General features: G+C 68.3%; 25 protein-coding genes. 12 read left to right on the top strand and 13 right to left on the bottom strand.

Going from position 1 to position 25,886, the window contains the following annotated elements; translation table 11 throughout:
* Positions 1-247: 247 nt before the first annotated feature.
* The 5 genes from hemA to BLS34_RS03155 form a co-directional block, all read right to left on the bottom strand.
* The gene (gene hemA, locus BLS34_RS03175) at positions 248-1,459 is read right to left on the bottom strand and encodes a 5-aminolevulinate synthase (protein ID WP_093148079.1); all 1,212 of its coding nucleotides are present in this window, start codon (positions 1,457-1,459) and stop codon (positions 248-250) included.
* A 137-nt stretch (positions 1,460-1,596) separates the two neighbouring features.
* Positions 1,597-2,022 carry a GNAT family N-acetyltransferase gene (locus tag BLS34_RS03170; protein ID WP_093148075.1) on the bottom strand — a complete coding sequence of 142 codons (426 nt, stop codon included), beginning with the start codon at positions 2,020-2,022 and terminating at the stop codon, positions 1,597-1,599.
* Between the two features lie 6 nt (positions 2,023-2,028).
* On the bottom strand, positions 2,029-3,909 hold the full coding sequence (gene cysC / locus BLS34_RS03165) for an adenylyl-sulfate kinase (protein ID WP_093148073.1): 1,881 nt from the start codon (positions 3,907-3,909) through the stop codon (positions 2,029-2,031).
* 14 nt (positions 3,910-3,923) lie between these two features.
* Positions 3,924-4,718, bottom strand: a complete 795-nt coding sequence (cysD, locus tag BLS34_RS03160; protein ID WP_028794611.1) for a sulfate adenylyltransferase subunit CysD — start codon at positions 4,716-4,718, stop codon at positions 3,924-3,926.
* A 224-nt stretch (positions 4,719-4,942) separates the two neighbouring features.
* A complete protein-coding gene (locus BLS34_RS03155; RefSeq protein ID WP_215906024.1) occupies positions 4,943-5,812 on the bottom strand; it encodes a CmcJ/NvfI family oxidoreductase in 870 nt (289 codons plus the stop codon).
* A gap of 161 nt (positions 5,813-5,973) precedes the next feature.
* Here BLS34_RS03155 and ggt point away from each other — a divergent pair, with 161 nt between their 5' ends.
* On the top strand, positions 5,974-7,713 hold the full coding sequence (ggt, locus tag BLS34_RS03150) for a gamma-glutamyltransferase (protein ID WP_093148071.1): 1,740 nt from the start codon (positions 5,974-5,976) through the stop codon (positions 7,711-7,713).
* 72 nt (positions 7,714-7,785) lie between these two features.
* Here ggt and BLS34_RS03145 read toward each other — a convergent pair whose 3' ends face one another.
* Both BLS34_RS03145 and BLS34_RS03140 read right to left on the bottom strand, forming a co-directional pair.
* Entirely contained in the window at positions 7,786-7,968 is a 183-nt protein-coding gene (locus tag BLS34_RS03145; RefSeq protein WP_028794614.1) for a helix-turn-helix domain-containing protein, read from the bottom strand.
* A 261-nt stretch (positions 7,969-8,229) separates the two neighbouring features.
* A complete protein-coding gene (locus tag BLS34_RS03140) occupies positions 8,230-8,859 on the bottom strand; it encodes a hypothetical protein (RefSeq protein ID WP_139189075.1) in 630 nt (209 codons plus the stop codon).
* Positions 8,860-9,022: 163 nt separating this feature from the next.
* Here BLS34_RS03140 and BLS34_RS26385 point away from each other — a divergent pair, with 163 nt between their 5' ends.
* Positions 9,023-10,498: a M23 family metallopeptidase gene (locus BLS34_RS26385; protein ID WP_051244752.1), complete on the top strand. Its 1,476-nt coding sequence runs from the start codon at positions 9,023-9,025 to the stop codon at positions 10,496-10,498.
* Positions 10,467-10,940 (top strand): bactofilin family protein, encoded by a 474-nt coding sequence (locus BLS34_RS03130; RefSeq protein WP_084618861.1) that lies wholly within the window; start codon positions 10,467-10,469, stop codon positions 10,938-10,940. The genes BLS34_RS26385 and BLS34_RS03130 overlap by 32 nt, the downstream gene beginning before the upstream one ends.
* Before the next feature lie 64 nt (positions 10,941-11,004).
* On the opposite strand, the gene BLS34_RS03125 is transcribed toward BLS34_RS03130, so the two are convergent.
* Together BLS34_RS03125 and BLS34_RS03120 are read right to left on the bottom strand one after the other, a co-directional pair.
* Entirely contained in the window at positions 11,005-11,418 is a 414-nt protein-coding gene (locus tag BLS34_RS03125) for a DUF6285 domain-containing protein (RefSeq protein WP_093148065.1), read from the bottom strand.
* Entirely contained in the window at positions 11,415-12,455 is a 1,041-nt protein-coding gene (locus BLS34_RS03120) for a phosphotransferase family protein (protein ID WP_245701895.1), read from the bottom strand. The genes BLS34_RS03125 and BLS34_RS03120 overlap by 4 nt, the downstream gene beginning before the upstream one ends.
* Positions 12,456-12,626: 171 nt before the next feature.
* On the opposite strand from BLS34_RS03120, the gene BLS34_RS03115 reads away from it, so the two are divergent.
* Positions 12,627-12,983, top strand: coding sequence for a RidA family protein (locus BLS34_RS03115; protein ID WP_028794617.1), 357 nt, complete (start codon positions 12,627-12,629; stop codon positions 12,981-12,983).
* A gap of 58 nt (positions 12,984-13,041) precedes the next feature.
* Here the strand turns inward: BLS34_RS03115 and BLS34_RS03110 are convergent, their stop codons facing one another.
* Positions 13,042-13,584, bottom strand: coding sequence for a phosphatase domain-containing protein (locus tag BLS34_RS03110; protein WP_093148063.1), 543 nt, complete (start codon positions 13,582-13,584; stop codon positions 13,042-13,044).
* A complete protein-coding gene (locus BLS34_RS03105; RefSeq protein ID WP_028794618.1) occupies positions 13,530-14,747 on the bottom strand; it encodes a polyhydroxyalkanoate depolymerase in 1,218 nt (405 codons plus the stop codon). The genes BLS34_RS03110 and BLS34_RS03105 overlap by 55 nt, the downstream gene beginning before the upstream one ends.
* A gap of 208 nt (positions 14,748-14,955) precedes the next feature.
* Between BLS34_RS03105 and BLS34_RS03100 the strand changes: the two genes are divergently transcribed.
* From BLS34_RS03100 to BLS34_RS03085, 4 genes are all read left to right on the top strand, one after another.
* The gene (locus BLS34_RS03100) at positions 14,956-15,471 is read left to right on the top strand and encodes a peroxiredoxin-like family protein (RefSeq protein WP_028794619.1); all 516 of its coding nucleotides are present in this window, start codon (positions 14,956-14,958) and stop codon (positions 15,469-15,471) included.
* 146 nt (positions 15,472-15,617) lie between these two features.
* Complete coding sequence (locus tag BLS34_RS03095) at positions 15,618-17,045, top strand: amidase (RefSeq protein ID WP_093148061.1); 1,428 nt, start codon at positions 15,618-15,620, stop codon at positions 17,043-17,045.
* A gap of 4 nt (positions 17,046-17,049) precedes the next feature.
* Positions 17,050-18,477, top strand: a complete 1,428-nt coding sequence (locus BLS34_RS03090) for an amidase (RefSeq protein ID WP_175474079.1) — start codon at positions 17,050-17,052, stop codon at positions 18,475-18,477.
* Positions 18,474-19,640, top strand: coding sequence for an acyl-CoA dehydrogenase family protein (locus BLS34_RS03085; RefSeq protein ID WP_028794622.1), 1,167 nt, complete (start codon positions 18,474-18,476; stop codon positions 19,638-19,640). The genes BLS34_RS03090 and BLS34_RS03085 overlap by 4 nt, the downstream gene beginning before the upstream one ends.
* Before the next feature lie 13 nt (positions 19,641-19,653).
* Here BLS34_RS03085 and BLS34_RS03080 read toward each other — a convergent pair whose 3' ends face one another.
* Together BLS34_RS03080 and BLS34_RS03075 are read right to left on the bottom strand one after the other, a co-directional pair.
* Positions 19,654-20,355, bottom strand: a complete 702-nt coding sequence (locus BLS34_RS03080) for a hypothetical protein (protein ID WP_093148060.1) — start codon at positions 20,353-20,355, stop codon at positions 19,654-19,656.
* A gap of 129 nt (positions 20,356-20,484) precedes the next feature.
* The gene (locus BLS34_RS03075) at positions 20,485-21,582 is read right to left on the bottom strand and encodes a calcium-binding protein (RefSeq protein ID WP_093148058.1); all 1,098 of its coding nucleotides are present in this window, start codon (positions 21,580-21,582) and stop codon (positions 20,485-20,487) included.
* Between the two features lie 227 nt (positions 21,583-21,809).
* Between BLS34_RS03075 and BLS34_RS03070 the strand changes: the two genes are divergently transcribed.
* From BLS34_RS03070 to BLS34_RS03055, 4 genes are all read left to right on the top strand, one after another.
* Positions 21,810-22,232, top strand: a complete 423-nt coding sequence (locus tag BLS34_RS03070) for a Tat pathway signal sequence domain protein (protein ID WP_139189073.1) — start codon at positions 21,810-21,812, stop codon at positions 22,230-22,232.
* A 119-nt stretch (positions 22,233-22,351) separates the two neighbouring features.
* Complete coding sequence (locus tag BLS34_RS03065; protein WP_028794625.1) at positions 22,352-23,020, top strand: cation efflux transmembrane domain-containing protein; 669 nt, start codon at positions 22,352-22,354, stop codon at positions 23,018-23,020.
* A gap of 94 nt (positions 23,021-23,114) precedes the next feature.
* Positions 23,115-24,500: an MmgE/PrpD family protein gene (locus tag BLS34_RS03060; protein ID WP_175474078.1), complete on the top strand. Its 1,386-nt coding sequence runs from the start codon at positions 23,115-23,117 to the stop codon at positions 24,498-24,500.
* 72 nt (positions 24,501-24,572) lie between these two features.
* A complete protein-coding gene (locus BLS34_RS03055) occupies positions 24,573-25,874 on the top strand; it encodes an amidase (protein WP_093148052.1) in 1,302 nt (433 codons plus the stop codon).
* The last annotated feature ends 12 nt before the right edge of the window (positions 25,875-25,886 follow it).

The following is a 25,886-nucleotide window of genomic DNA, read 5'->3' as shown; positions in this document are numbered from 1 at the left end:
TCGCTCAGGCCATCGATGCCGTCACGCCGGAAGAGGCCAGAAACTACTTCACCGCTACAGGGTACGATCATGAGTGATCCGAAAACGCTCTAGCCTCTCTCTCCCGTCTTCCCGGCCTCGCGCCGGGATCCAGACAGTACCCTGATGGACCGTTGGTCGCAAACGCGCGGGCGGTCCGGGAGGCGGCCGCTCTGGGTCCCGGCGCGAGGCCGGGAAGACGAAACGGGGTGTGGGTGAGTGTTGAGCCCTACGCCGCCCGCTTCAGCCCCGAGCGTTTCCAGATGGTCTCCAGCGAAGCCACCAGATGCGCGATGTCCGCGTCCGAATGGGCCGGCGAGGGGGTGACCCGCAGACGTTCCGTGCCGCGCGGAACCGTCGGGTAGTTGATCGGCTGCACATAGACCCCGAACTCGTCCAGCAACTCGTCGCTGATCCGCTTGGCGTGCACCGGATCGCCGACCATCACCGGCACGATATGGCTCGGGTTGGCCAGGTGCGGGATGCCGGCGGCGTCGAGGCCGGCTCGGACCTTGGCCACCCGGTCGCGCTGGGCCGCGCGCTCCACCGAACTGGTCTTCAGATGCCGGATGCTGGCCCGCGCGCCGGCAGCGACCGCCGGGGGCAGGGCGGTGGTGAAGATGAAGCCGGAGGCGAAGCTGCGCACGAAGTCGCACAGCGCCTCCGAGGCGGCGATATACCCGCCCATCACCCCGAACGCCTTGCCCAGCGTCCCCTCGATCACCGTCAGCCGGTGCGCCAGGCCCTCGCGCTCGGAAATGCCGCCGCCGCGTGGCCCGTACAGGCCGACCGCGTGCACCTCGTCCAGATAGGTCATCGCACCGTGCTTGTCGGCCACGTCGCAGATTTCGGCGATCGGCGCGATGTCGCCGTCCATTGAGTACACGCTCTCGAAGGCCACCAGCTTCGGCCGGTTCGGCGCGATCTCCGACAGCTTGCGGTCCAGATCCTCCGGGTCGTTGTGGTTCCAGATGACCTTCTCGGCGCGGGAGTGTCGGATGCCCTCGATCATCGAGGCGTGGTTGGACGCATCCGACAGGACCACGCAGCCGGCCATGCGCGACGCCAGGGTGCCCAGGGCTGCCCAGTTCGACACGTAGCCCGAGGTGAACAGCAGCCCCGCCTCCTTGCCGTGCAGGTCGGCGAGCTCCTGCTCCAGCAGCACGTGGTCGTGGTTGGTCCCGGAGATATTCCGCGTGCCGCCGGCGCCCGCACCCGAACGGTCGAGCGCGTCGTGCATCGCCTGCAGGACGGCGGGGAACTGGCCCATGCCCAGGTAGTCGTTCGAGCACCACACGGTGACCTCGCCGGTACCACCCTCACGGTAGCGGGTGGCACGGGGGAAGGCGCCCTGGTGCCGCTCGATATCGGTGAACACCCGGTAGCGGCCCTCACCGCGCAGGGCGTCGAGCTGGTCCTGGAAATAGGCCTCGTAATCCATGGTCGTCTCCTCGCGGGTTTCCCCGCTCTCGGAAGCGGTATGTTAGCCGAGATCGCCGCGTTCGTGCCGGAAAATGGCGCGGGCGGTCGTCGCCATCAACCTGTCACATCCGCGCAGGGCGGCACCGGAACACCGGGCTAAAGGCGCTTGCTGAAGAAGTAGCGCCGATGGCCCGGCGGCATGTCCTCGATCCGTCCGAACTCCGTATAGCCGAAGCGCGGATAGAAATCGGGCGCCTGAAAATCGTAGGTGTCGAGCCAGGCGCCGATGCAGTCGCGTCCGCGGGCGATCTCCTCGGCCCGTGCCAGCAGCGCGCCGCCGACCCCGCCACGCCGTTCCGTCGGGCTCACCGCCAGCAGGCTGACATGCAGCCACTGCAGGTTCGTGCTGCCGACCAGGGTCCCGACCAACTTGCCGTCGCGCTGGGCGCGCAGGGCGAATTCCTGATAGTTCCAGACCACGCCATGCGGTGCCGCATGCTCGCCGAGCCAGTCTATCGCCTGGCGGCGGACGGCTTCCAGCCGGTCGCCATGGCCCTCGACGAGTTCGACCTCGACGGCCATGGCGGGTCAGCTTCCCTTGGTGGCGAAATTGGCCTCCACATAGCCGAGCAGTTGCTCGACCGACTGGGCCAGGGAGAGCGAGCCGGTCTCGACCTCCACCTCCGGCGCCTCCGGCGCCTCGTAGGGGGCGGAGATGCCGGTGAACTCGGCGATCTCGCCGCGCCGGGCCTTCTTGTACAGCCCCTTGGGATCGCGCTCCTCGCAGACGGCGAGGCCGGCGTTCACGTAGACCTCGTGGAACAGGTCCGGGGCGACGGCCCGGGCCCGGTCGCGGTCGGAGCGGTAGGGCGAGATGAAGGCGGTGATCACCAGGATGCCGGCGCGGGCGAACAGGGCCGCCACTTCGCCGACCCGGCGGATGTTCTCCTCCCGGTCCTCCGGCGCGAAGCCGAGATCGGCGGACAGGCCGAACCGGATGTTGTCGCCGTCCAGCACATAGACCTGCCAGCCCTTGCGGAACAGCGCCTGCTCCAGCTCCAGGGCGAGGGTGGACTTGCCGGCCCCGGACAGGCCGGTCAGCCAGAGCACGCCAGACTTGTGGCCGTTGGCGGCCCAGCGGGCGTCGGTGGTGATCCGGGTCTCCACCGCGGTGATGTTCTGCGAGGTCGGGGCGTTGGCCCGCCGCAGGTCGTGGAACCCGTCCATCGACACCAGACCGCCGCCGGCCATGTCGTAGCCGTCGATCAGCACGAAGCGGCCGAGGCGCGGGTTGTCGGTGAACTCGTCCACCGACAGCATGGCCCGGGCGCGCAGCACGACCTCGCCGACCTCGTTGCGCTCGATCCGGTCGGCCGGGCGCTCGGACAGGTCGGAGACGTCGATCACCCGCTCGATCGCCTGCACCTCCACCGGATGCTCCAGGGTGGCGAGCTTCAGCTTGTAGCGCCGGCCGACTTCAAGCGGTGCGCGGCCGAGCCAGAAGATGCGGGCGCGGAACACGTTGGTCTGCACCGGCGGCTCGGAGGCGTGGCTGGCGACGTTGCCGCGCTCGACGAAGAGCTGGTCGTCCAGGGTGATGCCGATGGACTGGCCGGCCGAGGCGGACAGCACCGGGCCGTCGACGCTCCAGGCCTCGATCGACTGCACCTTGGCCCGCGCGTTGCTCGGGCTGAACAGCAGGGTGTCGCCGACGTTCAGCTTCCCGCTCTCGATGCGGCCGGCAAGGATGCGGCGCTCGTCGAACTTGTAGACGTCCTGGACCGGGAAGCGCAGGGGCAGCTCGACCGGCATCGGTTTCGGCGGCAGGGTGTCGAGCGAGGCGATCAGCGTCTCGCCCTCGAACCAAGGCATGTTCGTGGACTTCACGGCAAGGCCGTCGCCGTGGCGCGCCGATACCGGCAGGATCGCCGCCGGGGTGATGCCCATGCTGCCGAGATACTTGTGGACCTCGCCGGCGACCTCGTCGAACCGGGCCTGGCTGTGGTCCACAAGGTCCATCTTGTTCACCGCGACCACCACCTGGTCGAGGCCGAGCAGGTGCAGGATATAGCCGTGGCGGCGGGTCTGTTCCTGCACGCCTTCCTTGGCATCGACCACCAGGATGGCGGCATCCGCCGAGGCCGCGCCGGAGACCATGTTCTTCAGGAATTCCTTATGGCCCGGCGCGTCGATGATGACGTAGGGCCGTGCCGGGGTCTTGAAGAAGATCTGGGTGGTGTCGATGGTGATGCCCTGGTCGCGCTCGGCCTGCAGGGCGTCGAGCACGAAGGCCCATTCCATCGGCATGCCGCGCCGGTCGGACATGGCCTTGACCGCTTCCATCTTGCCGTCGGGCAGGGAGCCGGTGTCGTGCAGCATGCGGCCGATCAGGGTCGACTTGCCGTGGTCCACATGGCCGACGATGACGAGCTTCATCGGGGCCATATCGGTGATCGGGGGGACGGTCATCTGGGCGGGCTCTCTTACATGTATCCGGCGGAGCGCAGGCGCTCGAACGCGTCTTCGGCTTCGTGGTCCATCGCCCGGCCGCTGCGCTCGGCCACCTTGGTGGCGCGCAACTCGGCGATGATCTTCTCCACGGTGTCGGCGTCGCTGTTGACCGGGTTGGTGATGTCCATGTCGCCGAGCGAGCGGTAGCGCTTGCCGTCCCGGGAGAAGTACAGCGGCACCAGCGGGATGCCCTCGCGCTGGATGTAGAGCCAGATGTCGAGCTCGGTCCAGTGCAGCAGCGGGTGGACGCGGATATGGGTGCCCGGCGCGAAGTCGGTCTTGAACTGGTCCCAGAATTCCGGCGGCTGGTCGCGGAAATCCCATTCGGCGTTCTCGCCGCGCGGGCTGAACACCCGCTCCTTGGCGCGCGTGGCCTCCTCGTCGCGGCGGATGCCGGCGATCACGGCCTGCAGGTCGAGCTCGGCGATCAGCCGCTTCAGCGCCTCGGTCTTGCGCGCGGCGGACCGGGCGGCCGGCGGCAGGGTCGGGTCGATCTCCTCGATCGGCGGACAGTCGCGGCGGATGAAGTTCAGCCCCCACTTCTCGGCGTATTCCTTCTGGAAGGCGTACATCTCCGGGAACTTCTTGCCGGTATCGCAGAACATGGCCGGGAAGGGGACATGGCCGAAGAACGCCTTCTTCGCCAGCCACAGCATGACGTTGGAGTCCTTGCCCAGCGACCAGAGCATGCCCAGGCGGTCGAATTTATTGAACGCCTCGCGCAGGATGTAGACGCTCTGCGCCTCGAGGGAGTCGAGATGGTTCATCGGAAACCCGTGTCCCCGGTTGCGGTTCGCGCGTTGATAGGCGCGGACACGGGCGGTGTCAAAGGAAGTGCAAGGGTTTGCTGTCGCCTATAGATGGCGGCAAAGGCGTGTCGGGAAGCGGATTTGACCCAGCGGTTCCCTGACGGCGGTTTGCGGCGACCGGCGCGTTCCGGGGGATCGGGAACGGAGGAACCGTCCGTTCCCGAAATTTTTTCCGGTGGGGATCAGCCCTCGATCACCGCGAAGGTGCGCACCTCGATGCTCTCGCGCGGCGGAGCGCTCGGGTCCTGGTTCGGGATCTGGAAAGCGCCGTGCGGGGTGTACTTCGACACGCCGTCCTGTGTGTCCCAGCCCTTGATCAGCAGCACCTCGTCGCGCCTCATCTGCGGCGCCCAGTACCAGCGCTGACCCGGCTGATGCGCGAGCTGGTAGATTTCGCCGACCCGGTCGGGGAAGACCTGATCGGTGGCGAGCAGGGCATCGGGCGCGATCGACTCCGCATCGGCCAGGGCCAGCGGCGCGCGCTGCACCGGGCCGGTGATCGGCCGCCAGACATTGACCTGCACGACCCGGCCGCCCTTGGCCAGAATCTCCTCGACCTGACCGTCGCCCAGGGCGTCGTTGCCGCGCTTCGGGCCGGAGGCGTCGGTGTAGTCCACATGAACGCGCGAGGCCGGCCCCCGGCTGCCGTCCTTGTTGGCCGCACCGGCGCCGCTGTCGGAGCGCCGCGTGTGGTCGAAGATCGCGACCCGCGTGGCCCCGGTGGCGTGTTTCACCATCTCGGTGATCTCGTCGTAGTAGGTGGAGGTCACCGCCTCGTCGTCATAGAGATCGTCGACGGCGGTCTCGTGCCGCTGCAGAGCGAAACCCTGGCGGTCGAGGTCGAGGCTGTCCGCGATCGGGCGCATGTCGGCGATCTCGACCGGGATCTCCTCCACCTGAAAGAAGATCTTCGGCGCGCCGCCGGTCAGGGCGGAGCTGTGAAAGACCGGCTTCTCGTCCTGCGGCACCGTGAAGCCCAGAGGGGCGGTGATCGTTTGGCCGGCCGTGCTCGTGGCTTGGATTGGGGTGTGCTGGGGGCTCATCTCGTTCATGATGTGCACTCCACTCCAGATTGCTGTCTCGTTCCGATATGCGAAAGATGGGACGGAAAGATCTGGAAATTAACCGCGGATTCGGAACGAATGCCGATCCGTGGCTGCATGCATTCTGGCACGCAAACGAACGCCGACCGGGGCCGGGAGGGCCGAGAGCGATGCTGACACGACGGCAGATCTCCGCAGGGCTGATCGGGGGCGTCCTGGTCCCCGCCCTCGCGCCGTCCCTGGCCCGGGCCTTCACGCCGGCCGAGCTGACCGGCGCCGACCGGCTGTTTCCGGCGGAGGCGTCGGGCGGCATGGTCGCCAGCCGGGAAGCGACCGCGACCCGGGTCGGGGTCGACGTGCTCGCCGCCGGCGGCAACGCGGTCGACGCGGCGGTGGCGGTCGCCTTCGCCCTGGCGGTGACCCTGCCGCAGGCGGGCAATCTCGGCGGTGGCGGCTTCGCCCTGGTGCATCGCCCGGCCGACCGCTCGACCCATGCCCTCGACTTCCGCGAGATGGCGCCGGCAGCGGCGCATCGCGACGTCTTCCTCGCCCCCGACGGTTCGGTCGACAGCGAGCGGTCGCGCTACTCGCACCACGCGGTCGGCGTGCCCGGGTCGGTCGCCGGCTACCTCGATCTGCTGGCGCGCTTCGGATCGTGGCCGCGCCAGCGGGTGATGGCGCCGGCGATCCGGCTGGCGGAGCAGGGCATTCCGGTGACGCGGATCCTTCATCGCAACATCGAACAGCGTCTGGAGCGGTTCCGGCCGTGGCCCGCGACCATGGCGGTGATCGTCCGACCGGACGGCAGCGCGCTTCAGCCGGGAGACGTGCTGCGCCAGCCGGATCTGGCGGCCAGCCTGCGGCAGATATCGGAGCAGGGAGCCGGCGCCTTCTACGAGGGCGGTATCGCCGAGCTGATCGCGGCCGAGATGACCCGCCACCACGGCCCGATCACAAGGGCCGACCTGGCCGGCTATCACACGGTCTGGCGCGCGCCGGTGATGGGCAGCTATCGCGGGGTCGGCATCGCCTCCATGCCGCCGCCCAGCTCCGGCGGCGCGCATCTGCTGCAGATGCTGAACATCCTGGAGGGATGGGACCTCGCCGCGCTGGGCCACAACAGTGCGGCCGGTCTGCACCGCATGGCCGAGGCGATGCGGCGGGCCTATGCCGACCGGGCGGTGCATCTGGGCGATCCGGATTTCTGGGAGGTGCCGCTCGACTGGATCACCTCGAAGACCTATGCGGCGGACCTGCGGGCGGCGATCGACCTGGACCACGCCTCGCCGTCGGACACCGTGGCGCCGGGCACGCCGAAGGCGGAGGGGGCGAACACCACCCATCTGTCGGTGATGGACCGTCGGGGCGGGGCGGTGTCGATGACCACCACCCTGAATTTCGGATTCGGCAGCGGCATCGTTGCCGAGGGCACCGGCATCTTCCTGAATAACGAGATGGACGACTTCTCCGCCAAGCCGGGCGTGCCGAATGCCTACGGACTGGTCGGCGGCGAGGCCAACGCGGTGGCCGCGCACAAGCGCCCGCTGTCGTCGATGACGCCGACCCTGCTGCTGGCGGACGGCCGCGCGGTCGGGGCGCTGGGCAGTCCCGACGGCAGCCGGATCATCACGACTGTGCTTCAGGTCATCCTCAACCTGGTCGACCACGGGATGAATCTGGCCGAGGCGACGGCCGCACCGAGGCTCCATCACCAGTGGCAGCCGGACATTGTCTGGGTGGAAGAGGGGGTGTCGCCGGATACGCTCGACCTGTTGCGCCGTCTCGGCCATACGGTGGAGATCCGGCGGGCGTTCGGCGCGGCCCAGTCGGTGCTGGCCTCGCCCAAGGGCTTCCAGGGGATGACCGATCCGCGGCGCCCCGGCGGTCTGGCCGCAGGACCGGATCATTAATTCTTTGACGAGAAAGCGATTTGATACGATCGGATTTTCCCATCCGATCGTGATTTCTCTCGCGGAGGGCGGTCAGTTGGCGAGGTTCGTGTTCTCGTTCAGAAACGCCTCGAGGTCCTGAGGCGCGATCCGCCATTCCTTGCCGAGCTTGATCGCTCTGATGCGCTTGTCCCGGATCCAGGACCGGACGGTGGCTTCCTGCACTTGGAGCATTGACGCCGCGTCGTGCACGGTCAGGAGAGGGCGATTCAGCATAGGTCCCAATTACCCACCATCATTATGGATATTGTCTTCATTACATGCAGAGCATTGTCAGTATATGCATTGTCCTAAAGGCAGCAAGCTGATTGACGAGGTGAGTGTTCCCTTTGATTGCGGAGCCTGCTGCGAGTGTTTGTGACGCCCCCGGTTTCGTCAGGCGCCCGGCCATGAGACCTCGCTGATTCTCTGACCCGCGGCGGCCATGAGCCGCAACAGTCGACCCCGACCGGCAGTCCTGCCCGGCGCCCTGAACAGTCAGCCTCGCCGGGCGCGCTCTGCCAGACGGATGGTGATCGACGCAGAAACCCGTCCGGCCTCGCTCGCCATGGCCTCGGCCAGGGTCAGGTCGAGATTCGCCACGCTACGCCGGACCCGCTCGGCGATCGTCCGGCCGGGCGAGTCGGCCTCGTCCAGGGCGAGGTCGACCAGGGCGGAAAGCCGTTCCTGGACGGCGAGGATGCGGGCCGGAGCGGCGGCGAGCCAGCGCGAGGCCTGGCGGCGCACGATCTCCAGCGATGGGTCCTCGAGCACGAACCGGCGGGCACGCTCCCCCTGCGGATCGGGGCCGGACCGGGCGATCAGCTCGATGGCGATCCAGGCGAACCACCAGCGCCAGGGATCGGCCCGCAGCACGCCGTCGTCGTAGATGTCCTGCATGTAGTGCAGGGTCACCATGGGCGCGTCCGGCTTCAGGCGCACCAGTTGCGGCGGCAGCGTGGTCAGGGCCAGCGGCCGCAGACCTTTGTCGTAGGAGCGGTCGCCGGAGCGCGCCGGCAGAATGCCGAGGCGGCGTTGTTCGGCCTCCACATCGCGGACCTCGAACCAGTGACGCAGGGCCATGGCCACGCCGCGGAGCTGGTCGTCATGTGATGGGGGAGTGTCCAACCAAATCTCCGCAGCGCGCAGATTGCCGGATGGCGTGCTTCCGACCTTGCTAAAGACTACTCTGAAAATGTACCTTTCGGCGACCTCTCGGGAGAGTCGCTCGACGAAAGGAACTGGCAGGCCGGTGGTTGCCGGCCAAGCAATCGATTGCGGGGGAGAATTCATGACCGATGAGTCCGTGGGATGGGCGGACCGCACGGTGCAGAAGGTTCGGCGGCTCCTGCCTGAGCGCCAGATCATTATCCGCACCGAGGGTGAAACCAGCTATCTGCGATTGAGCACGGCCCTTCAGGTCAGCGTCGTCGCGATCTGGATCGGCGTGGCCGGCTGGGTCGGATTCGCCACCGTCGGGTTCCAGAACCAGAAAGAGATGATCGCGGAGAAGGCGGACGCGATCTCCCGCTCCCGACAGGCCTATCGAAAACTGCTCGATCAGGTGTCGGACTATCAGCTCTCGATCGTCGGCATCACGCGCGACCTGAAGGAGACGGAGGCCCATCTGCGCGGCCTGTTCAGCCAGAACGAGGAGCTGAAGCAGGACCTGAGTTCCACCGAGGTGGCGCTGCGCAGCTCGGAGGAGGAGCGCAGCCGGATCGCGTCTGCCCGCAAGCAGATGAACGACCAGCTCGAGCTGTTCAGTTCGGAGCTGCGCCAGATCACCGGCAAGAACAACGCGCTCGAGGCGCATATCGGCACCCTGCGCCAGCACCTGGCGGTGGTCGAGGCCGAGAAGGCGGAGATCGCGGCCGAGCGGGCGGCGTTGGACGACCGGCTCTGGGCCCTGCACAACGAACTGGAGGCCTCCAGCGCCAAGGTGGCGCTGCTGGAGAGCAACGTTCGGGGGCTGAAGACGGACCTGCGCACCGTCATCCTGGAGCGCAGTGCGGTTGCCGTCGACAACGACACCCTGCGGGCCCAGGTCGCCGACCTGGAGAGCACCCTGGACTCCGAGCGCGACGCCCATCGCCGCGAACTGGTGGAGATTTCGGAGCGGACCCACGGTCAGATCGCGAAGGTCGAGGACGTCATCCGGCGCACCGGCCTGAAGCTGGACAAGGTGGTGCCGCTGCGGCCCGAGGACGCGACCGGCAAGGGCGGCCCGTTCCAGCCGGTCTCGCCCGATATGACTCTGAGCGACGAGGACGACGCGCTGCGTGTGGAGCTCGATCGCCGGTTGGACCGCTGGCAGCAGGTGGTGTCGTTCTACACCGCGCTGCCGCTCGCCAAGCCGCTGGAGCAGTACTACATCACCAGCTATTTCGGCCGCCGCAAGGACCCGATCAACGGGCGCTACTCGGTGCATAGCGGCGTCGATCTGGCCGGTCCGTACAAGCAGGAGGTGACTGCAACCGCTCCGGGCGTGGTCAGCTTCGCCGGCCGGCGGACCGCCTATGGCCGCGTGATCGATGTCGACCATGGACATGGACTGGTGACGCGCTACGCTCACCTCGCTAAGATTAAGGTCAAAGTGGGCCAGCGCGTTGATCTCGGGACGACGATCGCGCTGCTGGGTTCCAGCGGCCGAAGCACCGGGCCGCATGTGCACTACGAAGTGCGGTACAACGATAAGCCGATCAACCCGTCCAAGTTCATGAAAGCGGGCATCCATGTTCAGCAGCAAGCAAAAACCGGCGACTAGGTCCGACGCGGGCGGCGGTCCGCCGAAAGCGCCGGCGGCGCCGTCGATCATCAGCTCGGATCTGACGATCAACGGCAACCTGACCAGCGACGGTGACGTTCAGGTCGATGGTACGGTCGAAGGGGACATCGTCTCCAACAAGCTCACGGTGTCGTCCACCGCGACGGTGCGCGGCGCCATCGAATGCGAGACCGTGGTGATCGCCGGCCATGTCACCGGCCAGATCAAGGCGCGGCACGTGACCCTGGCCAAGACCGCTCGGGTGATCGCCGACGTGATACAGGAGCGTCTGTCCATCGAGCCGGGCGCGTTCTTCGAGGGCAACTGCCGGCACTTCCCGAACGATGCCGACAAGAAGTCCCTGCCGAAGCTGGAGCCGGTCAAGCCCGCGGTCGCCAAGCAGGGCAACGGCTCGGCGGTCCCGGTCGAAGCGACCCCCTGATCAAGCGATCGAAAGGCCCCGTATGGGGCCTTTTCCTTTCCCGGATGCGGGGCGGCTGCGGTGTCTATTCCGCTCCCGGCTGGCTGTAGCCGCTGGAGGTCAGGAATCGCGGGTTGGACAGCCCGAGCCGCTCCACGACCTGGGTTTCCAGAACGCCGAAGACCGGCCCAAGCAGGTCCGCGTCGTAGGTCCCAGCGCGTATCTCGTGTGCCAGGTCGCGCGACAGCGCGTTGATGCGCTCGTCCGCCGTCCCGCCGCTGCGGTGCACGTTGTCGTGGCCATACAGTTCCGCATACGCATCGAGCGTGCGGCGGGCCGCGTCGTGACCGGTCTCGATCTCGCGCCGCGCGGTGGCGATGGCGGCGGCGACCATCAGCGCGGCGTATTTGGCGCTGCCCTCCAGCGCCGGCAGCACCTCGTCCCTCAGGGTTTCCTCGGCGGCGGCCAGCAGCTCGCCCTTGTTCGGCCGGTCGCTCATGACATCCGCTCCATCTTGCCGGTCTCGATCGCGCGGATCTGGGTCAGCACGTCGAACTCCATCTCCGCCGCCTTACGCCCGGTCAGCGCCAGTTCCATCGACATCTCCTCGCCCGACAGGTGCCGCTCGCCCTGGTGCAGGGCGATGATCGCCCAGCGCACGGTGGCCAGCACCTCCCAGAAGCCGACCCTGCCCCAGTCCAGACCGTGTCCGGCCTCCGCCTCGTAGCCCAGGCGGAAATCCGACAGATCGCCGATGCCGCCGACGACCCGGTCGTCCACGCCGAAGCGCCAGCAGCGGGCGCAGATCCAGCCCACATCCTCCATCGGGTCGGACCAGCCGGCGAATTCCCAGTCGAGCACCGCCGTCACCTCGGCTCCGTCGGCCATGATGTTGCCGCAGCGGAAGTCGCCGTGACCGAGCACCGTGGCGGCACTGGCGGGGGCGTTCATCTCCAGCCAGCGGATCGCCCATTCAAGGGCGGGATAGGCCCGGGGCAGGGCGTCGAGCTGGGCGCGGAACTCGTCGAGCCGGCGCTCGACCGGCGGGCGCGGATCCTGTGGCAGGAAGGCGAGTTCGGCCCGGGGCGGCGTGATCGAATGGATCCTCGCCAGCTCCCGGCCGATGGCCGCCGTCAGGGCCGGACGGTGCGGGTCCAGGCCGGTGTCCCGCGACAGGGCGCGCGGGTTCGCGGTCCCGGTGGCCCGGCGCATCAGATAGAACGGCTTGCCCAGCACCGCGCCGCCCTCGTCCAGGGCGAGCGGCTCCGGCACGGTCGCACCGGCGGCGAAGGCGGCCCGCAGCAGGGCGAATTCGTGGGCGCGCGGATGGCTGACCGACACCCCGGACGGCGCGTCGGTGCGCAGCACCAGGGCGTGGCTGCCGGCATGGGGACCGTCCACCACCTCGGCATCCAGCTTCCAGTTTTCCTGGATCGCCCCGCCGGACATCTTCGACGGGGGCGAGAGGGTCACGGTCCCGGCGCCGAGCCGGTCCGCGGTCCAGACGGCGAGGGCGTCAATCTGCTCGGGGGTCACCGGGTGACGCTCCAGGCCCGCGGGCGTGAATGAGAGGGGAGGAAACGGCGTTGCGCGTCCATCGGGGCTCGCTCAGCAGGTGGGTCCTGGTTAGGATGGAGGCGCCAACCTTAACGGCCTCGCGCGCAAGCGGCTAGGTCACCCAGAACGCAGATCAGAAGGAACGATGGGATGAGCATTCAGCGCTTCCAGACCGGCCAACGCATGAGCCAGGTCGTAGTCCATAACGGCACCGTCTATCTTGCCGGCCAGGTCGCCCAGGACAAGCAGGGCGCCAGCGCGGGCGAGCAGACCCAGAACATTCTCGACCGGATCGACGCGCTGCTGGCCGAGGCCGGCACCGACAAGACCAAGCTGCTGTCGGCCACCATCTGGCTGAACACCATGGACGATTTCGACGCCATGAACGCGGTGTGGGACGCCTGGGTGCCGGAAGGCTGTGCGCCGGCTCGCGCCTGCGTGGAGTCGCCCCGCCTGGCCCGCCCGGTCTTCACCGTCGAGATCGGCGTGATCGCCGCCGCCGGCTGACGATCCGACTCAGCGTCGGAGCGCGGGGTCGCCCTGCGCTCCGGCGTCGTCCCGGCGCTCAGGACGGTCGGATGGCCGCCCGGGTGCTGAGCCAGATCTCCTGGCCCGCGGTTTCGATGGCCGCCGGCCGGCTGCGTCTGACTTCGGCGATGGCCTCGGCCGGCGCCATGCCGCCGGCGATCATCAGGGCGGCGGCGATGGTGCCGCTGCGTCCCTGGCCGCCCCGGCAATGGACAAGCACCTTGTTGCCTGCCTCGAGCAGGGCCAGCGCCCTGTCGCGGTGGTCCCACCAGTGGGTCTCGAAGGCTTCGTCGGGGCTGCCGTAGTCCACAAGGGGGGCGCGGAGGCAGACGAGACCCTCGCGCTCGAACCGGGCCGACAGCTCCGGCGCGCCGGCACGCTCCGCCTCGTCCTCCTCGACCAGCGACAGCACGAGACCGGCGCCCCAGGCGCGGATCGCCGCGAAGTCGCCGTCGGTGCGGGGCAGCGGGGCGATCGCGAGGCGGCCCGGCCAGGGACCGCCTCCGATCTCTGCAAGCGCGTAGGTCAGGAGACCTCGCGGATGAACTTGGTGATTTCCGGCAGGATGTTCTCGCGCCACTTGCGGCCGTTGAAGATGCCGTAATGGCCGACCGCCTTTTCGATGTGGTTGCGGCGCCGGGTCTTCGGGATGCCGGTGGTCAGGTCGTGGGCGGCGAGGGTCTGGCCTGGGGCGGAAATGTCGTCCTTCTCGCCCTCGATGGTCAGCATGGCGGTCTTCTTGATCGCCGCCGGCTGCACCAGCTGGCCGCGCCACTTCATGATGCCGCGCGGCAACTGGCGTTCCTTGAACACCCGCTCCACGGTCTCGAGGTAATACTCCGCCGGCACGTCCATGACCGACAGGTACTCGTTGTAGAACCGTTGCTTGCCCTCGGCCGATTCGCCGTCGCCCTCGACCAGGTGGCGGAACATCGCCAGATGGGCGGAGACGTGACGGTCCGGGTTCATGGCGATGAACGCACCGACCTGCATGAAGCCGGGATAGACCCGCCGGAAGGCGCCCGGGTAGAACACCGGAACCCGGGTGATGCAGCGGGTCTCGAACCAGCTCATGGGCCGGGCGTCGGCGAGCTGGGTGACGACCGTCGGAGCGGCGTGCGGGTCGATCGGGCCGCCCATCAGCGTCATCGAGGCGGGCTGCGCCGGATCGTCCATCTCCGCCATCAGCGAGACGGTCGCGAGAACGATCGGGGCCGGCTGGCAAACGGCGACGATGTGAACGTCGGGGCCGAGATGACGGATGAAGTCCATCAACAGCGCGATATAGTCGTCGAGATGGAAGGCCCCATCGCTCAGCGGGATGCCGCGGGCGTCCTTCCAGTCGGTGACGTAGACGTCATGCTCGCGGATCAGACCCTGGACGGTCCCGCGCAGCAACGTGGCGTAGTGGCCTGACACCGGAGCGACCAGCAGGACCTTGGGGTCCTTGCGCTCGGTATCGCGGAACACATGGACGAGATCGCAGAACGGGGTCTCGATCACCGGGTCGAAGCTGACCGGCACGGGGCCGTCCGGCGTCTCGGCGAAGTCGATCTCCCAGTCCGGCTTGCCCCGATCCTTGATCACGCCGTCCAGCACTTCCATGCCGGCTTCCATCGCCTTGCCGAAGGCCATGTAGGAGTAGGGCGTCAGGGGGTGACCGGTCATGGCCTTGGAGGCCTGGGTCAGAAAGCGCATCGGCGCCATGAAGGCACGCTGCGCTTCGTACATCGAGTAGAGCAAGTTGGTCCCTCGACTATTGTGTCGGTTATTTCGCAAGTGCGAAAGGGCCGGAAGCTCACTACCAAACGGCTTCCGGCGCAACCCCTAATATAGCGAAATCCCTTATGGTCTCTTAACGAAAGCGTTCATTGCCGGTGTATCCTTCGGGTGATCCACTGCATTCGGAACGGATCGATACGCGAATCCACGGTGCAGAGAGGGTACCAAAATGAGCATGAAACTTCCCGCCGGCAGTGATCTGCCGGCGATGACGCTGGCCGCCGTCGGCGGCGGCGAGGTCACGCTGGGCGGCGCGCGCGACGGCTGGCAGGCGATTTTCGTCTATCGCGGTCTGCACTGCCCGATCTGCAAGACCTATCTCGGCAAGCTCGAGGCGAAGCTGGGCGAGTTCGCGGAGCTCGGTACCGAGGTGGTGGCCGTCTCCGGCGACCCGAAGGACAAGGCGGAGGCCTTCGCCAAGGAGGTCGGGCTCACGATGCCGGTCGCCTACGACCTCAGCGTGGCGCAGATGCGCGACCTCGGCCTGTATATCTCCACCCCGCGCAGCGACACCGAGACCGACCGGCCGTTCCCGGAGCCGGCGCTGTTCGTCACCACGCCGGAGGGCAAGCTGCAGATCGTCGAGATCGCCAACGCGCCCTTCGTGCGTCCAGACCTGGACCTGATCGTGCGCGGCCTGAACCGCGGCCGGGAGGGCTACCCGGTGCGCGGCACCATGGCGTGAGCCCGAACGGCGAGAGCCGGGTGACCGCGCGCGGTTGAAGTGCGGCACGACAGGGACGATCATGGGCGGGGCGGGGGTTCCGCCCATGCCGTTTCAGTCCCTGTCCCCCGTGCCGTCCCCCGGCCGCTGACCCTTCGGAGATCCCCATGGCCGCGTTCGCCGAGTACATGACCCACGACGCCCTGGCCCTGGCGGAACTGATCCGCGACGGTGAGGTGAGTGCCGGCGACGTGCTCGACTCGGCGCTGGAGCGGGCCGACGCGGTGAACCCGACGATCAACGCCATCGTCTCCCGCAACGACGGAGCGGCGCGCGGCCGGGTCGCCGCCGGCCTGCCCCAGGGGCCGCTCGCCGGGGTGCCGTTCCTGCTGAAGGATCTCGGCGCCATGCAGGCGGGGGTGAGCATGGGCAACGGCTCGCGCCTTTGGAAGGACTTCATCGGACCGATCGACTTCACCTATACCGAACGGGTGGAGGAGGCCGGCCTCGTGATCTTCGGGCGCACCAACACGCCGGAGCTCGGCATCTCCTGGACCACCGAGCCGGTGGTGAACGGCCCGACCCGCAATCCGTGGAACCTGGATCATTCCGCCGGCGGCTCCTCCGGCGGTGCGGCGGCGGCGGTGGCGGCCGGTATCGTGCCGGTGGCCCATGCGACCGACGGCGGCGGCTCGATCCGCATTCCGGCGGCGAATTGCGGTCTGTTCGGCCTGAAGCCGACCCGGGCGCGCAATCCGGCCGGCCCGGTGCTGGGCGAGGGCTGGTCGGGCCTGTCGACCGGCCATGTGGTCAGCCGCAGCGTGCGCGACAGTGCCGCCCTGCTGGACGCCACCCAGGGCCCGGCCCCGGGCGATCCCTATGCCGCCCCGGTGCCGGACGGGCCGTACCTGGCCGAGGTCGGCCGCGATCCGGGCAGGCTGCGCGTGGCGCTGCACCTGACGGGTCTGGACGGCACGCCGCTGAACCCGGAGAACAAGACCGCCGCCGAGGCCGCGGCGAAGCTGTTCGCCGATCTCGGCCATGAGGTGGAGGAGGCGATGCCGCAGGTCGATACCGACGCCCTGCGCGACGCCCTGACCGTCATCATCGCCGGCAATCTCTGGGTCGGGATATCGGCCCGCTACCAGCAACTCGACCGGAAGCCGGACGGCGAGGGGCTGGAGAAGGTGACCTGGGCCTGGGCGAAGCACGGGCGCGAACGGGCGGCCGCCGACTACGCCGCCGCCGTCGCCACAATCCACAAGGCCGGCCGCCAGCTCGCCGCCTTCTACGCGCAATACGACGTCATGCTGTCGACGGTGCTGCGCAACCCGCCGCGCCCGCTGGGGTTCCTGGGGCAGGACGAGCGCGAGCTGGACGACTTCATCGCCGCGCTCGGCGACGAGATGCCGGTGACCCCGCTTGCCAACATGACCGGCACGCCGGCCATGTCGCTGCCGCTGGCCTGGAGCAACGACGGCCTGCCGATCGGCATCCATGTGGGCGCGGCCTTCGGACGCGAGGACCTGCTGCTGCGGCTCGCGGGCCAGGTGGAACAGGCGCAGCCCTGGGCGGACAGGCGGCCGGAGATCTGAGCCCATGCTGTCCTACGAGGAGTATGCCGGCCAGGACGCGCTTGGCCTGGCGAAGCTGATCCGCGACGGCGAGGTCTCCGCCGCCGAGGTGGTCGACGCCGCTCTGGCCCGTGCCGACGCGGTCGAGCCGCAGATCAATGCCCTCGTGGCCCGGCGAGACGACGTCGCCCGCGAGCAGGCGGCCGCGCCGTCCGGCAAGGGCTCCTTCGCCGGGGTGCCTTTCGTCTTCAAGGATCTGGGCTGCTGGCAGGAAGGCTGGCCCGCGGAGGCGGGATCCAACCTCTGGAAAGGCTTCGTCGCCCCGAAGGACTTCACCCACACCAGCCGGGTCAAGGAGACCGGCGCGATCCCCATCGCCCGCACCACCACGTCCGAATTCGGCATCAGCATCTCCACCGAGACGGAAGCCTGCGGGCCGACCCGCAACCCCTGGAACCTGGAGCGGTCGGCCGGCGGCTCTTCCGGCGGGACGGCGGCGGCGGTCGCGGCCGGCATCGTGCCCATGGGCCATGGCAGCGACGGCGGTGGCTCGATCCGCATCCCGGCGGCCAATTGCGGGCTGTTCGGCCTGAAACCGAGCCGGGGGCGCAACCCGTTCGGGCCGTTCGTCGGCGAGGGCTGGGCGGGACTCGCCTGCCAGCACGTGCTGTCGCGCAGCGTTCGGGACAGTGCCGCCATGCTGGACGCCACCCAGGGGGCGGAACCGGGCGATCCCTATGCCTGCCCGCCGCCGACGCGGCCGTATCTGCAGGGGGTGGGAGAGGATCCCGGCCGGCTGCGCGTGGCCTACCACGTCACCGGTCTGGGCGGTCTGCCGCTCGACCCGGTGAACAAGGCGGCGGTGCTGGACGCGGTAGACCTGCTCCAGGCGCTCGGTCATGAGGTGGAGGAGGCGCATCCCGAGGTCGACACCGAGGTTCTTGGACCGGCGATGATCGCGGTCGTCGCCCCGAACCAGAAACTTGCCCTCGACGCCCGCTACGCCCAGCTCGGCCGCCCGCCGGAGGACGGTGACGTGGAGGCCGTCACCCGGGCCTTCGCCGAGCGGGCGGCCGATCTGACCGCCGCCGACTATGCCGCCGCGGTCCAGGCCTTCCATCAGCTCGGTCGACGGTTCGGCATTTTCTTCGAGCGCTACGACGTGCTGGTCTCCACCACCCTGGCCCAGCCGCCGGCCGAGATCGGCGAGATCCGCACCGATTGCGGAACGGCGGACGGCTTTCTTGAGGATGTCTGGCAGAGGATGCCCGTGACCCAGTATTTCAACATGACCGGCTGCCCCGCCATGTCGGTGCCTCTGTATTGGTCGCCGCGCGGCCTGCCCATCGGCGTGCATGTGGGCGCCGGCTTAGGCCGCGAGGACGTGCTGTTCCGCCTCGCCGCCCAGTTGGAGGAGACCCGGCCCTGGTTCCATCGGAGGCCGTCGCTTTGAGCTTCGTATTGACCCAGGATCAGGAGGAGTTGGTCGCGGCTGTCGGACGGATCGCCGACCGGTTCGACGGCGCCTACTGGCGCGACAAGGACGCCACGGCGGTCTTCCCGCACGAGTTCGCCTCCGCCATGGCCGAGGGCGGCTGGCTCGGCATCGCCATGCCGGAGGAGGTCGGCGGTGCGGGCCTAGGGGTCACCGAGGCGGCGCTGATGATGGAGCGGGTGGCCCACTCGCCCGGCGCGATGGCCGCCGCCTCGTCGATCCATATCAACATCTTCGGTCTGCACCCGGTCGTCGTTTTCGGCACGCCCGAGCAGCGCCAGCGTTTCCTGCCGCCGCTGATCGCGGGCGAGGAGCGGGGCTGCTTCGGCGTGACGGAGCCGGACTCGGGGCTCGACACCGGTCGTCTGAAGACCCGGGCGGAGCGCGACGGCGACGTCTACCGGATTACCGGCCGCAAGATCTGGACCTCCACCGCCCAGGAGGCGGACCGGGTGCTGATCATCGCCCGCACGTCGCCGCCGGAGGCCGGCAAGAAGCCGACCGACGGCCTCACCCTGTTCTACGCGCCGCTCGACCGCAGCAAGGTGGAGGTGCGGGCGATCGACAAGATGGGCCGGCACGCGGTGGACTCCAACATGCTGTTCATCGACGGGCTGGAGGTGCCGGTCGAGGATCGGATCGGCGAGGAAGGGCAGGGCTTCCGCTGCCTGCTGCACGGGCTCAACCCGGAGCGCATCCTGATCGCCGCCGAGGCCATCGGCGTCGGCCGGCAGGCGCTGGAGGCGGCCACCGCCTATGCCCGCGAGCGCGAGGTGTTCGGCCGGCCGATCGGTCAGAATCAGGCGATCCAGCATCCGCTGGCCGAGTGCTGGATGGCGCTGGAGGCGGCCTGGCTCATGGTGCTGAAGGCGGCGTCGCTCTACGATTCAGGCGCGCCTTGCGGCGCCGAGGCGAATTCGGCGAAGTACCTGGCGGGCGAGGCCGCGTTCCGGGCCTGCGAACGGGCGGTCATGACCCTGGGCGGCATGGGCTATGCGGCCGAATACGACGTGGAACGGTATTTCCGGGAAGTGCTGATCACTCGCATCGCCCCGGTCTCGCCGGAGCTGATCAAGTGCTTCATCGCCGAACGGGTACTGGGCCTGCCGCGCAGCTATTGAGGGCGAGGGAGGCTCAACGCTTGCCGACCTTGCTGTCGAGACCGAGCATCTGTCGACGCAGCTCCTCGATGGGGTCGACGGCGCCGCCCTTCTTTCGTCCGCCGTTCAGGACGGGATCGTCGGGAAGTTTCCGCCAGTCCCAGTCCTTGTGGTCATCCTCCGGATCCCAGTCGTCCTCCGCCGGAGGCGCCGGTTTCGGGGTCGGTGCCTTGGCGGCGCGGCCCACGCTCGGCATCTTCGGATTGCCGGGCATGGCACCGAGCTTCCAGGCCATTCCGGCCTCGTCGTCTTCGGCGCGCGCCTGGCGCTTGGCGGGGCGCTTCGGCTGCTTGGGAGGCGGCGGCGGCGTTTCGGCGGCGGCGTCCTGGAAGATGGGCTTCCACTGGAGCGGCTCGTCATCGATTATTGGCGGCCTGTTCGCCGTCGGGGCGCCGGCCTTGCCGTCGCGGGTCGGAACCGCGCGCCGGCGCCGTTCCAGAAGATCCCGTTCCGTGGTGGCCTGCTTCTCGGCCTTGGCGCTGATCATGAGGCGATCTTCGGGTGGCAGGCTGTCGAAGGTCTGCTCGGCCCGCTGATAGTCCTGGCGCAGACCCGAGTCGGCGGCGCGCTCCAGCCGTTCTTTCAGCCGTGCGCCCGACGCGGAGCTCTTGCTCGATTGCGCCAAGATTCGGAGGCTGCGGCGATCGATATCGCTCAGCCGCTCGTCATCGGACATCGTCGTCCCACCGATTAAGGCCTCAGGAAGAGGCCTCGATTTCCCCACCGGTGAAGAATACCAGCGAATATAGCTAAAATTCAATACATCAAGTCATGGAGACACATCGACTTGCGATCATTCGACGCGTCAAAAGATGAAATTGATGTCGGTGAGGCCGATATCCTGGACGCCCACCAAACGCACCGCGTCGCTGTAGCCGTAGGTCGATCCGGCGGTGTCGGGGTCGATCCGCAGCAGCATGTCGTCGCCGTCATCGAACAGCTGCATATAGAGGGTCGATCCCGAAACGCCTGAGGCAAATGCGCCGGAGACGTCGATGAATTCGCCGACCACGAAATCGGCGATGACATCGATTTCGGCATAATTCTGCTGGTCGCCGTCGACGACGAAGGTGTCGAGCCCGCCGCCGCCATAGAGCGTGTCGGCATCGGCCACCAGGGTATCGGAGCCGCTGACCGTCCCGTTCAGGATATCGTCGCCCCGGTTGCCGTACAGCACATCGTTCCCGCGGGATCCGGATACGACGTCGTTATCCTGGCCGCCGTAGATCGTGTTGTTGCCATAGGAACCGACCAGTGTGTCGTTCCCGAAGTTGCCGTAGATGACATCGGCATCGGTGCTGGTGCCGGACGAGGCATCGGCATAGACCTCGTCGTTGTCCTGTCCGCCATACAGGGTATCGACACCGGCCCCGCCGAAGATGACGTCTGCTCCCTTATTTCCGTACACGAGGTCGTCGCCGTCGTCGCCCGACATGTAGTCGCTGTCATCGCCGCCGGCCAACGTATCGTTGCCCGAGCCACCGCTCATCCGGTCGATGCCGGCGCCGCCGTACATGAGGTCGTCGTTGCCGTTGCCGGACAGCGTGTCGTTGCCGTGATTGCCCATGATGAAATCGTTGCCGACGCCGCCGCTCAGGATGTCGTTGTCCTGACCGCCATACAGCGAGTCGATCGCGTCGCCGCCGAAGACCGTGTCGTCGCCGGCATTGCCGTAGACGATGTCCTCGCCCTGGCTGCCGGAAAGGGCGTCGTTGTCCTGTCCACCGAAGATCGTGTCGTCGCCGGCATTGCCCTGAATGGTGTCACTGTCGCCATTGCCGTACAGAAGGTCCGAGGCGTTCAGGCCCTGAATGAAGTCATTGCCCGCATTGCCCAGGATGCTGTCGCTGTCGACCGTGCCGATGATCGTTTCTGAGGCGACGGTTCCGTTGATCAGAGCCATTTGATCGCACCGAGTGAGTGGCTGGAGTAGCTGGCGAAGAGTCTCAATCACCTGGCGAGCCGCGCAAGCATTAAATTTAACCTATATTTACGGAAAAGGCCGGTAGCGTCTGTTTTTACTCGCGAATCGCGACCCGGGCCCTGGCGGGGCGATTGTCCGGAACGCCTTGAGAATGACACGATTTCCGGCTATCGCTTGCCGACCTTGAACGGGAGGACGCCATGGGGATGACCGCTCGCATTTTCTCCGCAGCCGCCGTGCTGCTCGGCCTGGCCGCCGCCACTCCGGCGCTGGCAGACGAGGCGCGAATCGGGATTGAACTTAATAAACTCGAGCCGACGGAGGCCGCCTGTCGGTCCTATATCGTCGTGCGCAATCCGGCGGATCAGACCTTCACCGCCTTCAACATGGAAGTGCTGGTGTTCGACACCGACGGGGTGATTCAGAACCGCATCGCCATGGATCTGGCGCCGATCCGGCCGAACAAGACCAGCGTGCTGATCGTCAATCTCGCCGGCATCCAGTGCGACAGGATCGGCGAGGTTCTGGTGAACAGCTTCCTCGATTGCGAACGCGGCGATGAGCGCCTGGGCGACTGCCTCGCCCGGGTCGATCTGTCCTCCAAGACCGGCGCCCGCCTGTTCAAATAATCCTGCATCCATGCCCGGATCGCGCCCCCGGATGCGGCCGGTGCATCGTTATATCCTAACGCGCACCATTGCGAGGGGGCGCAAGGAGGCTCACGGTCGGGGCAACCTGGAGGTGAGTGATGTCCGGATCCTGTGGACACGACGTTGCGTTCGACGGCATGTCGACCGGCTATAAGCGCGCCCTGATCGCGGTGGTGCTGATCAATGCGGCCATGTTCGTGGTCGAACTCGGCGGCGGTGCCTTCGCCGGCTCCATGGCGCTAACGGCGGACAGTCTGGACTTCCTGGCGGACAGCCTGACCTACGCGGTAAGCCTCTGGGTGATCGGCAAGGCGGTCACCTGGCGCGCCTGGGCCGCCTTCGGCAAGGGTGTGTCCCTGGCGGTGATGGGCGTGGGCGTGTTCGCCACCACCGTCTATCAGATCTTCGTGCTGGGCGTGCCCGACGCGGCTGTGATGAGCGGCATCGGACTGCTGGCCATGGCGGCCAATGTCGCCAGCGTGCTGATCCTGTTCAACTGGCGGGACGGCGACGCCAATGTGCGCTCGGTCTGGCTGTGCTCGCGCAACGACGCCATCGGCAATGCCGCCGTGGTCGTGGCGGCCGGTCTGGTCTGGTGGAGCGGCACCGGCTGGCCCGACGTGATCGTCGCCCTGCTGATGTCCGGCCTGTTCCTGCGCTCGGCCTATCAGATCCTGACCCAGTCGATCGCCGAGCTGAAGCAGGCCAAGGCGAACGGTCCGGAGCACGACCATGTGCACGCGCCGGCGCCGGAGGCGGGCGAGTAATTGCCTCTCCCGCGGCCGGAGCCGACTTATCCGGTTCCGGTCGCCCCTTGCGCACTCTACCTTTCGGCTGAGCCACAGCCGTGAGAGTAGGGCGATGACCGATACACAAGACGCCATCCGAACCTTCGCCGACCATGTGATCGCCACTCAGTTCGAGGCGATCCCGGCCCATGCGATCCGCGCCGCCAAGACCTTTCTGCTGGACAGTCTCGGGGTCGGGGTAGCCGGCACCCGGGCGGGCCATGTGGATGCGTGGATCGGCGGATATGGGGGCGCGGTCTCCGGTCCGGGCGGGCGCGTCTGGGGTCTGGGCGGCACTCTGCCCACCCCGGCCGCCGCGGCGGTCAACGGCTATCTGATCCACAATTCGGAATACGACTGCGTGCACGAGGGGGCGGTGCTGCACCCGATGGCGACGCTGCTTTCGGCGCTGATGGCCGAGATGGAGGCGCGGGCGGCGGCGGGGCGGCCGACCGACGGCAAGGCGCTGCTGCGCGCCATCGTGCTCGGCGTCGACGTCTCCACCTCCATCGGCAACGCGGTGACCACGGGGCTGAAGTTCTTCCGCCCGGCCACCGCCGGCGGCTTCGGGGCCACGGCGGCGGTCGGGGCCATCGCCGGCCTCGACCGCGAGACGATGCTCGACGCCTTCGGCCTGTATTACGCCCAGGCCGGGGGCACCATGCAGGCCCATACCGAGGGACTGGCGCTGCTCGCCATGCAGGCCGGGTTCTGCGCCCGCGACGCGGTCGTCGCCGTCCACATGGCCGAGCAGGGCATTCCTGGCACCCGGGGCACCCTGGAGGGTCCGTACGGCTATCTGCGGATCATGGAGGACGACTACGACCGTGCGGCGCTGCTGGACGGGCTGGGCCGGGTCTGGCGCATCACCGAGGTCGCCCACAAGCCGTTCCCGAGCGGCCGCGCCACCCACGGCCTGCTCGACGGGCTGTCGACGCTGCAGGCCGAGCACCACGTTCCCGTCGACGCGGTCGAGCGGGTCGAGGCGGCGGTCCCGCCCCTGACCCAGCGGCTGATCGGCCGGCCGGTGAAGCCGGGGATGACGGCGAACTATGCCCGGCTCTCCGGCCCGTACACGGCGGCACGCTTGCTGCTGACCGGCAAACTCGACCTGACCGATTTCACGGAGGCGGCGCTGGCCGACCCCGCCACGCTGGACCTCGGTGCGCGGATCGCGGTGACCGTCGACGGCAATCCCGATCCCAACGCCTTCTCGCCGGTCGCTGTTGCCGTGGTGCTGAAGGACGGCCGGCGCCTGGAGCGCCGGGTCGAGGTGGTCTATGGCAGCCCCGCCAAGCCGATGAGCCGGGAGGCGCATCTGGAGAAGTTCCGCCGCAACATGGCCCATGGCCGCGGCGGCCTGCCGGCGGAGAACGCGGACCGGCTGATCGCCCTGGTGGACGATCTGGAGAGCGTCGCCGATACCCGCGCGCTGATCGACCTGATCGTTCCGGCGTGACACCTTGACCCGTGCGGGATACCGGGGCAGGAGGGGGACAGCGATTCCATACCCGAACATGGCCGGCTTTCGATGACAGGACTGGTTGATCTCTCGCTCGCCGAGATGGTGGGCGGGCTCGATGACGGCGCGATCTCCTCCGTGGACCTGGTGACGGCCCATCTGCAGGCGATCGCGGCAGTGAACCCGGTCCTGAACGCGGTCTGGGACGTCGATGCCGACGGTGCGCTCGCTGCCGCCCTGGAAAGCGATGCCCGGCGCGGCGAGGGGGCGATTCTGTCGGAGCTGGACGGCATCCCCGTCGGGCTTAAGGACAATATCGACGTGGCCGGACGTCCCAGCACCGCCGGGCTCGGCCTCGCCTGGACGCCCGGCGCGGATGCCGCGGTGACCGGCCGCCTGCGCGAGGCGGGAGCGATCCCGATCGCCAAGCTTGCCATGCACGAGGCGGCCCTGGGGGCGACCAGCGACAATCCCCATCGCGGCCGGGTCGACAATCCCGCCGTGCCGGGCCACACGCCCGGCGGCTCGTCGGGAGGATCGGCGGCGGCGGTCGCAGCCGGGCTGGTGCCGCTGGCGCTGGGCACCGACACGCTGGGCTCGGTGCGGATTCCGGCGGCCTATTGCGGGGTGGCGGGCTTCAAGCCGAGCTTCGACCTGCTGCCGATGGGCGGGGTGACGCCGCTGTGCTGGACCCTCGACCATGTGGGACCGCTGGCCCGCTCGGTCTTCGACCTGGCGCTGTCCCTGCCGGTGCTGGCCAATGTCGAGGCCGAGCCGGTGGACCTCCGCGGCCTGGTGCTGGGCTGGCCCGCCGAGGTGGATAATTGCGAGATCGAGCCGGCGGTGCAGGGGGTGATCGACGCAGCGCTGGACCGGCTGCGGGCCGGCGGGGTGACGATCCGCCAGATCAAGCTGGGGCTCGGCGATCTCGCCCTGCTGCGCCGGGCCGCCCTGCTGCTGATCGAGGCTGAGGGGGCGGTGGCACTGGAGGAGATCTGGCGCGACCATCCCGAGGCCCTGTCCGACACTCTGACCGACATGCTGAGTTACGGCCGCGATGCGCCGGCAGCGAAATACGTGAAGGCCTATCGGCGTGTGGAGACCGCGGGCGAGCTTATCAACGCCGCCTTCGACGACGTGGACGCCCTGATCCTGCCGACGGTGCCGCAGACCGCCTTCGCCGCCGATGCGCCGGTGCCGGTCAATCAGGCGGACCTGACCTCGCTCGCCAATTACGCGGGCGCGCCGGCGGTCAGTCTGCCGGTCCCGGGCGGCGGCGCCCCGGTGGGGCTGCAGCTCGTCGGTGGGTTCTACGAGGACGCGCGACTGATCGGCACGGCCCTGGCGGTGGAGGATCTTCTGCGGCGATAGGGGCGGCAAGAT

It is taken from the genome of Thalassobaculum litoreum DSM 18839 (assembly GCF_900102465.1).
Lineage (GTDB): Bacteria > Pseudomonadota > Alphaproteobacteria > Thalassobaculales > Thalassobaculaceae > Thalassobaculum > Thalassobaculum litoreum.
Note: the sequence above shows the minus strand (reverse complement) of the source record. Positions and strands in the feature narration are given on the sequence as shown.

Excerpts from the sequence above, each read along its gene's own strand:
- hemA (WP_093148079.1), bottom strand. The coding sequence starts at position 1,459 with ATGGATTACGAGGCCTATTTCCAGGACCAGCTCGACGCCCTGCGCGGT.
- BLS34_RS03170 (WP_093148075.1), bottom strand. The coding sequence starts at position 2,022 with ATGGCCGTCGAGGTCGAACTCGTCGAGGGCCATGGCGACCGGCTGGAA.
- cysC (WP_093148073.1), bottom strand. The coding sequence starts at position 3,909 with ATGACCGTCCCCCCGATCACCGATATGGCCCCGATGAAGCTCGTCATC.
- cysD (WP_028794611.1), bottom strand. The coding sequence starts at position 4,718 with ATGAACCATCTCGACTCCCTCGAGGCGCAGAGCGTCTACATCCTGCGC.
- BLS34_RS03155 (WP_215906024.1), bottom strand. The coding sequence starts at position 5,812 with ATGAACGAGATGAGCCCCCAGCACACCCCAATCCAAGCCACGAGCACG.
- ggt (WP_093148071.1), top strand. The coding sequence starts at position 5,974 with ATGCTGACACGACGGCAGATCTCCGCAGGGCTGATCGGGGGCGTCCTG.
- BLS34_RS03145 (WP_028794614.1), bottom strand. The coding sequence starts at position 7,968 with ATGCTGAATCGCCCTCTCCTGACCGTGCACGACGCGGCGTCAATGCTC.
- BLS34_RS26385 (WP_051244752.1), top strand. The coding sequence starts at position 9,023 with ATGACCGATGAGTCCGTGGGATGGGCGGACCGCACGGTGCAGAAGGTT.
- BLS34_RS03130 (WP_084618861.1), top strand. The coding sequence starts at position 10,467 with ATGTTCAGCAGCAAGCAAAAACCGGCGACTAGGTCCGACGCGGGCGGC.
- BLS34_RS03125 (WP_093148065.1), bottom strand. The coding sequence starts at position 11,418 with ATGAGCGACCGGCCGAACAAGGGCGAGCTGCTGGCCGCCGCCGAGGAA.
- BLS34_RS03115 (WP_028794617.1), top strand. The coding sequence starts at position 12,627 with ATGAGCATTCAGCGCTTCCAGACCGGCCAACGCATGAGCCAGGTCGTA.
- BLS34_RS03100 (WP_028794619.1), top strand. The coding sequence starts at position 14,956 with ATGAGCATGAAACTTCCCGCCGGCAGTGATCTGCCGGCGATGACGCTG.
- BLS34_RS03095 (WP_093148061.1), top strand. The coding sequence starts at position 15,618 with ATGGCCGCGTTCGCCGAGTACATGACCCACGACGCCCTGGCCCTGGCG.
- BLS34_RS03090 (WP_175474079.1), top strand. The coding sequence starts at position 17,050 with ATGCTGTCCTACGAGGAGTATGCCGGCCAGGACGCGCTTGGCCTGGCG.
- BLS34_RS03080 (WP_093148060.1), bottom strand. The coding sequence starts at position 20,355 with ATGTCCGATGACGAGCGGCTGAGCGATATCGATCGCCGCAGCCTCCGA.
- BLS34_RS03075 (WP_093148058.1), bottom strand. The coding sequence starts at position 21,582 with ATGGCTCTGATCAACGGAACCGTCGCCTCAGAAACGATCATCGGCACG.
- BLS34_RS03070 (WP_139189073.1), top strand. The coding sequence starts at position 21,810 with ATGACCGCTCGCATTTTCTCCGCAGCCGCCGTGCTGCTCGGCCTGGCC.
- BLS34_RS03065 (WP_028794625.1), top strand. The coding sequence starts at position 22,352 with ATGTCCGGATCCTGTGGACACGACGTTGCGTTCGACGGCATGTCGACC.
- BLS34_RS03060 (WP_175474078.1), top strand. The coding sequence starts at position 23,115 with ATGACCGATACACAAGACGCCATCCGAACCTTCGCCGACCATGTGATC.
- BLS34_RS03055 (WP_093148052.1), top strand. The coding sequence starts at position 24,573 with ATGACAGGACTGGTTGATCTCTCGCTCGCCGAGATGGTGGGCGGGCTC.